We start from the raw sequence: 4091 nt of genomic DNA on the forward strand, positions 1-4091 counted from the left end.
CGCCGCGCTGTTCGCGGCGTTCGTCGGCGCGGAGCGCTGGCAGGCGCGGCCGATGATCGATCTCGCGCTGTTCCGCCAGCCGCGCTTCGTCGGCGCCGTGCTCGCGATGTTCGGTTATGCGGCGTGCGCGCAGGTCATGATGACGTTCCTGCCGCTGTACCTGCAGAACGCGTTCGGGATGTCGGCGATCGATGCGGGGCTCGGGATGCTGCCGTTCGCGTTCGCGATGATCGCCGGGCCGTCGCTCGGCGCGGCGCTGGCCGCGCGCGTGTCGTCCGGCGGCGTGCTGGCGGGCGGGCTCGCGTTGATCGGCGCGGGCAACCTCGCGACCGCGGCGCTGACGGCCGCGGGCGACTACCGGCTCGTCGCGATCGGCATGTTCGTGACGGGCTGCGGCGCGGGCATCATGAACGGCGACACGCAGAAGGCGATCATGGCGTGCGTGCCGTCGAATCGCACCGGCATGGCGTCGGGCATCAGCACGACGACGCGCTTCTCGGCGATCGTGACGGCCGTCGGCGTGCTCGGCGCGGTGCTGGCGGCGAGCACGCAGGCGCGGCTCGACCGGCTGCTGTCCGCCGCGCCCGGCCTGCGCGCGTTCGCCGATGCGCCGTTCATGTCGAGCCTGCTGGCCGGCGACCTGGCGCGGGCGCTCGAGCGTGTGCCGCCGTCGGCCGCCGGTGCGCTCGCGAAGGCGGCGCCCGTCGCGTTCGCGAGCGGGTTTGCCGACGCGCTGACGGTAAGCGGCGTGCTCGCGCTCGTCGTGGCCGTCGTTGCATGGAAGTTGCTTGCGCAACCGATGCGCGATGGTGCGCGAGGGTGCGCGAGGGTGCGTGAAGGTGCGTGAAGGTGCGTGAAGGTGTGTGACGTATCGAGCGGCGCGTTGTCGCGCCTGTCGGTCGCGCCGGTCAATGCGACTTCGTCGCGTGACGGTGGATGCGTGCCGCATGGGCGACGCGCGGCGGGTGCGATGCACGGCAATGCGTCGCCTGCCTGCGGCGCGTGCGTCGAACCGGGTCGGGCTCAGCGGCCGTAGCGGACGTAGCGGACGTATCGGTTGGATCGGCTGTATCGGCCATATCAGCCATATCGGACATATCGGACATATCGGACATATCGGCCGCGGCCGGCACGCGGTTCCCGGCGTCCGCGACTGCGCCCGCGGGAACCGCGGCAACCGTCGGCAGCATCGCCTCGGCGTCGAGCCATGCCCGTGTCGCTTCCGCGATCAGCCCGCGCAGCCAGCGCACGCCGTCCACGCACGCGCCCGATTCGTTCCACGTCATCCGGTACACGATGTCCCGCGGCTCCACCGGCAGCGCGACGGCGGCGAGCGGCAGCAGCTTCGCATAATGCCGCGCGAGCCGGTACGTGGTGGTCAGAAGCATGTCGGTGCGCACGAGCGCATGCGCGGCAAGTTCGAAGTGGGGCAGCGTGACGACGATCCGCCGCTGCAGGCCCACGCGTTCGAGCTGCCGGTCGATCGCGCCGGACGCCTCGAGCCACGACGGCGTCGGGCACAGCTGCGGCGCGTCGGCAAAATCGGCGGCCGTCATCGCGCCGTGCCGCGCGAGCGGATGCGTCGCGCGCATCAGGCATACGACGCGATCGTCGAACAGGTCGTCCTGCCGGAACCGCGACGAGCGCGCCGGGCGATTGTCGATCACGACGTCGAGTTCGCCGTCGGCCAGCGCGCGCTCGTCGTCGAAGCCGTCGCCGAGCGGATGGAACACGAGTTGCGCGTTCGGCGCGCGTTCGCGGAACAGCGCGACGAGCTTCGGCACGAACAGCACGTTCAGGTAGTCGGGGCAGCCGATCCGGTAGGTGCGCACCGACGTGCGCGCGTCGAACGTCGGCTGCTGGATGCGGATGAAGTCGATCACGCGCAGCGCGTTGCGCAGCGGTTCGATCAGCCGCGCGCCGAACTCGGTCGGCACCATCCCGTAGCGGCTGCGCACCAGCAACGGATCGCCGAGCAGCGTGCGCAGGCGCTTGAGCGCGGCGCTCGTCGCCGGCTGCGACATGTTCAACCGCACGGCCGCGCGCGACACGGTGCGCTCGGTGAGCAGCACGAGCAGGATGCGCATCAGCCGCGCATCGAGCACGTCGAGCGCGCCCGCGGCGTCGGATGCGCGGCGGGGCAGTGCGTCCGGTTCTAGCGTGTCCCGCATGCCGATACGCCTCCCGGCGGCACGATGCCCGAGCGCGACGCGGCAGCCGGCCGGCGGCGCATCATTTTGCGAAGGTGCCCGGCCAGCCGACGATCCGCTTCGGGCGCGGCGGTGCGTACGTGCGGACCTTCGACGTCTTCAGCTTCAGGCGCACCAGCGACTCGGCGAGTGCGACCGCGGCCGATACGCCGTCGACGACCGGCACGCCCGTGCATTCCTCGATCTGCCGGTCGAGGCCGGCCATCCCGCCGCAGCCGAGGCAGATCACTTCCGCGTGATCGTCCTTCACCGCGCGCTGCGCCTGGCCGACGATCGACTCGATCGCGCGCGCCGGGTTCTCCTCGAGTTCGAGTACCGCGAGGCCGCTTGCGCGCACCGACGCGCAGCGTGCGTCGAGTCCGGCGAGCTTCAGGCGATCCTCGATCAGCGGCACCGTGCGGTCGAGCGTCGTGACGACCGAGTAGCGATGGCCGAGCAGCATCGCGATGCTCGCGGCCGCTTCGGTGATGTCGACGACGGGCACCGTCAGCAGTTCCTGCAGGCCTTCGCGGCCGTGTTCGCCGTAGCCGGCCTGGATCACCGCGTCGTACGGCTCGTCGTAGCTCAGCACGCGATCCATCACGGCGATCGCCGCGAGGTAGCTCTCGAAGTTGCCTTCGACCGACTCCGCGCCGAAGCGCGGCGTCAGCCCGACGATCTCCGTGCCCGGCGACGCGGCGGCCTGCGCCTGCGCGGCGATCGCGTCGGTGATCGACTCGGTCGTGTTGACGTTGACTACCAGGATCCTCATTGCCGACTCCGTATGCGTGTGTTCAGTGTTGCGCGCAGGCGACCGCGATGGGTTCGCCCGAGCGCTCCTCGTATTGCCGTTTGCGATCGGCCAGCAGCCAGTACACGCTGCCCGCGATGGCCGCGCCGAGCAGCCACGAGAACGGCGTCATCGCGCTGAAGGCCGGCACGACGGCGAGCGTGATCGAGATCAGCGCGGACGGCAGGAGCGCCGCCAGGGCCTTGCGGTTCACGCCGCGCGTGTAGAAGTAGGCGCCCGTCGGCGCTTCGGTATAGAGGTCGGGCACGTTCACGCGCTGCTTGCGCACGAGCCAGTAGTCGACCGTGATGATCCCGTACAGCGGGCCGAGCAGCGCGCCGAGGCCGGACAGGAAGTAGACGATCACGATCGGGCTGTTGTACAGGTTCCACGGCAGGATCAGCACGGCGACCGTCGCGCTGATCAGGCCCGCGCGGCGGAACGACAGGCGATGCGGCGCAAGGCTCGTCAGCACGAAGGCCGGCGCGACGAAGTTCGCCATGATGTTCACCGCGACCGTGACGATCAGGAACGCGAGGCAGCCGAGCACGAGGAACAGCTTGTTGGGCACCGTCGCGATGATTTCCGTCGGGCTGTGGATGATGTGGCCGTTCAGCTTGAACTGCGCGCCGGCGAGCACGAAGCTGATCGTCGCGAACACGAGGATGTTGACCGGCAGGCCCCAGAAGTTGCCGACCCGCACCGTCTTCGCGCTCGGCGACGAGCGCGCGAAATCGCAGAAGTTGAGTACCAGCGTGCCGTAGATCGCGAGCCACAGCGAGCCGCCCGCGAAGATCTCCGTCCACATCTTCAGGCCGGTCAGCGGCTTGCCGATCGACATCGCGAGATGGCCGCCCGTGCGGCTGAACATCCACGCGGCGAGCGACAGCGTCGTGACGAGGATCACCGGGCCGGCGAGCCCCTCGTACTTGCGGACCATTTCCATCCCGTACGTGAGGATGCCGATCTGCACGAGCCAGATCGCGACGAACGTGATCCAGCCGAGCGTCGACAGCCCGAAGATCGCGTCCTGGTCGAACGCGGCGAGGCCCGGCCAGATCGCGGTGAGCAGCACGCGCAGCACGACGGACGCGAGATAGGTCTGGATGCCG

Annotated in this window: 4 protein-coding genes; 1 reads left to right on the forward strand and 3 read right to left on the reverse strand. The window is 70.0% G+C overall.

Features of this window, described 5'->3' with window-relative positions; genetic code table 11:
• Positions 1 to 847, forward strand: an 847-nt coding sequence (locus L810_RS40990) for an MFS transporter (RefSeq protein ID WP_042978254.1), incomplete at its 5' end; no start/stop codon positions are given.
• Between the two features lie 61 nt (positions 848 to 908).
• Here L810_RS40990 and L810_RS40995 read toward each other — a convergent pair.
• The 3 genes from L810_RS40995 to L810_RS41005 form a co-directional block, all read right to left on the reverse strand.
• The gene (locus tag L810_RS40995; protein WP_021164005.1) at positions 909 to 2171 is read right to left on the reverse strand and encodes a LysR family transcriptional regulator; all 1263 of its coding nucleotides are present in this window, start codon (positions 2169 to 2171) and stop codon (positions 909 to 911) included.
• 61 nt (positions 2172 to 2232) lie between these two features.
• A complete protein-coding gene (locus tag L810_RS41000) occupies positions 2233 to 2961 on the reverse strand; it encodes an aspartate/glutamate racemase family protein (RefSeq protein WP_042978255.1) in 729 nt (242 codons plus the stop codon).
• A 22-nt stretch (positions 2962 to 2983) separates the two neighbouring features.
• Positions 2984 to 4091, reverse strand: a 1108-nt coding sequence (locus L810_RS41005; RefSeq protein WP_042978256.1) for a cytosine permease, incomplete at its 5' end; no start/stop codon positions are given.

The organism is Burkholderia sp. AU4i (assembly GCF_000466765.1).
Classification (GTDB): domain Bacteria; phylum Pseudomonadota; class Gammaproteobacteria; order Burkholderiales; family Burkholderiaceae; genus Burkholderia; species Burkholderia cepacia.

What these genes read in the sequence shown, in the direction of transcription:
- L810_RS41000 (WP_042978255.1), bottom strand. Translation starts at nt 2,961, where the DNA reads ATGAGGATCCTGGTAGTCAACGTCAACACGACCGAGTCGATCACCGAC.
- L810_RS40995 (WP_021164005.1), bottom strand. Translation starts at nt 2,171, where the DNA reads ATGCGGGACACGCTAGAACCGGACGCACTGCCCCGCCGCGCATCCGAC.